This is a genomic window from Arthrobacter sp. SPT-J7, from assembly GCF_059089965.1.
This window is the reverse complement of sequence record NZ_JBNHFF010000329.1, coordinates 1-2,643: the sequence shown is the minus strand read 5'-3', so window position 1 is coordinate 2,643 and position 2,643 is coordinate 1. Positions and strand designations below refer to the sequence as shown.

Here is a 2,643-nt window from a genome sequence, read left to right as displayed (position 1 = left end):
GCAGGACCAGGTGGGAGAAACGGCTGGGGTCCTGCACTGCGGCGATCACGGCGATCATCGTGCTGACACTGTGGCCCACCAGGATGACGTCCTCAAGTTCAAGGACGGTGCAAATCTCCAGCAGGTCCGACGCGTACCCACCCAGAGACCCGTACTTCTCCCAGTCATAGGCGCTGATGTCGGAGTGTCCTGCACCAACATGATCAAAAAGCACCAGCCGGTAATCATTAACGAAATAAGGCAGCAGCTTCCGCCACATAGCCTGATCGCAGCCGAAACCGTGGGCAAACATCATCACAGGCCCATCATCCCGGCCGAATATGGTGACATTGTTCCGGCCGATTACTCCAGCAACTGCTTCGATCACATTCTCCTGACCCTCGCGTAGGGTGGCGTCCTGTCCCAGATACTACGCACGGAAAATAGAGAATCCTAGGAATCCTCCCACTATGACATCCACGGTGACGTCGATTCAGCCCATTACATGCGACGCGGCTTACGCGACTCCTCCGACAGGGATCATGATCGAGATCAGAGCGCTGCCGGCCAGGGTATGGGCGAACCAAACCGGCTTCGGCTATTCGCGGAAGTGTTGGCGCGCGCTTCCAACCCGGCTCATCCGGCGCATGAGTACATAGCAGAGCACCACCGTCTGTCCTTCGCCTATGCTCCGGCTGGAGTATTTCGGGCCGGCCCGCCCCGGCCCGCCCACAAGAATTTCTCAAGGTGGCGGGCCCACGCTGTCTGCAAGGTCTCTAGGCTACATAACCGGGCATCGGCGCCTGGCGACGAAAGATGCCTTCGGCACTCCTCGTCGAGGACGAAGGTAGCGGAAAATGGGGGTTGAAGTGTCTCAGAATCCTGACGTGTCCGGTGCGGACCGGGCGTTACTCGAGGAACGGGTGTTTGCCTTGGTCGCCTCGCATCGGGGCACGGGTTTGGACTTTCTGGCCCGGCTGGAGTCGGGTTCGCTGCGGATCACGTCGGCGGAGGTTGCCGCATCCGCCGACGTGGCCGGGGCCGTCGTGCTGTCCACCTGCAACCGCTTCGAGGTTTACGTGGAGATTAGGGCGGGCTCGGAGCCAGCCGTTGCCCGGAGGCGTGTGCTGTCGGTCATTAGCGTCTGCTCCGGTGTCCCGGTCCGTGAGCTCGGCGAGTCCCTGGACTACCTCGTCGGCACCGCGATGACGGAACACCTTTTTTTAGTGGGTGCCGGACTGGACTCGGCGGTGGTCGGCGAACGGGAAATTGCAGGCCAACTCCGCCGCTCGCTGACGGCAGCACAGGATTCGGAGACAGCCAGTGGGGCCCTTATCCGCCTGTTCCAAGCTGCGTCCCGGGTTGCTCGCGATGTCGGCTCCCTGACGACCCTGGGTGACGCCGGGCGCTCGATGGTTTCCGTCGCCCTGGACCTGGCGGTCGCGAAGTTGGGCGGCCGCGGAAGAACGGACCTGTCGGTCGTCGTCATCGGCACGGGTGCCTACGCCGGATTTACCTTGGCCCTGTTGGCCGCCAGATACTGCGCGAACGTTTCCGTGTTCTCCTGGTCCGGGCGCGCCGAGGCCTTTGCCGCCGCCAGGCGCGCTGCGGCGCTGACGATGTCCGAACTGCCGGCTGCCATCCGCGGCGCGGATGTGGTAATCGGCTGCAGCGGCCGGGGAGCCCGTCTGGGAGCTGAAGATTTCAGGCGTTTCCGGCAGGGTACGGAGCAGCGTCTCGTCGTCGTTGATCTTGCTTTGAGCCGGGACTTCGAGCCGTCAACCGGGGAGTTGCCCGGGGTTGACGTGATCACACTGGAAGACGTGCGGCTTGCCTCACCGGGCGAGCATTCGAACGGTGTCCGGCAGGCCACCGTCCTGGTTCGGCAGGCGACACTGCGGTTCAATGAAGATCGGCAGGCCCGCCTTTTGGACCCGGCCATCGTGGCCCTGCGCGCCCATATGCAGCAGGTGTTGGCCGGCGAACTGGCGCGGGTGAAAAACCATCATGGCTGCACCGCCACCGCCGAAGCCGTGGAGTTCGCTTTGCGGCGCGTGGTCCGGCAGCTCATGCATGTACCCACCGCTAGGGCACGGGAACTTGCGGCCGCCGGCAGACAGGACGACTACACTGCCGCCCTCGAAGCACTTTACGGCTTGGATGTTGAACCGGATTTTCGTGCTCTGCCGGTGCCGGCGGCCGGGCTAGAACGTCCTGGTAGAGCGCAGGCGAGTTAGGGTGCCAAGCAACGGACAATACGTTGCTTGGCCGGCTCGCAACTAGTTTAGTTCAGATCGACGACGTGGCCGCTGTCTAGGCCATTCCCATCCTTTGAATGGCACATCCTTGGCACTGAAACGGGCGTTCCTCCTAACGTTGTCGTTAGTAAGCATGAAGCGTAGGTTATGCGCACTCAACCAGCCACCATCCTTGCTGCCCGGATCGGCGTGATCGATTGAGAGTTGGAGCTGCTTCGTTGAGACACTTGTATTGCTATGTGGAAGCAAGTCGAGAAGCGGCGCGCCTTCGCCTCGGCTGAAGTTATATCCCGCGAGTTCCAGCATCTGCCGAACCGCATGCGCGCCTGCATCCTGGTCTGATTCAGTGTGGAGTATCTTCCAAAACTCGTCGCACGCCGCATCGTACCCCCGCCTCGAATCCGGC

At 62.2% G+C, this 2,643-nt stretch carries 2 protein-coding genes; one reads left to right on the top strand and one right to left on the bottom strand.

Translation table 11 applies throughout. The features are described 5' to 3' along the window. Window positions 1–295, bottom strand: a 295-nt coding sequence (locus tag AC5RWX_RS32175; protein ID WP_494100237.1) for an alpha/beta fold hydrolase, incomplete at its 3' end; no start/stop codon positions are given. A 553-nt stretch (window positions 296–848) separates the two neighbouring features. Here AC5RWX_RS32175 and AC5RWX_RS32170 point away from each other — a divergent pair. Then, complete coding sequence (locus tag AC5RWX_RS32170) at window positions 849–2,216, top strand: glutamyl-tRNA reductase (RefSeq protein WP_494100236.1); 1,368 nt, start codon at window positions 849–851, stop codon at window positions 2,214–2,216. Window positions 2,217–2,643: the final 427 nt, after the last annotated feature.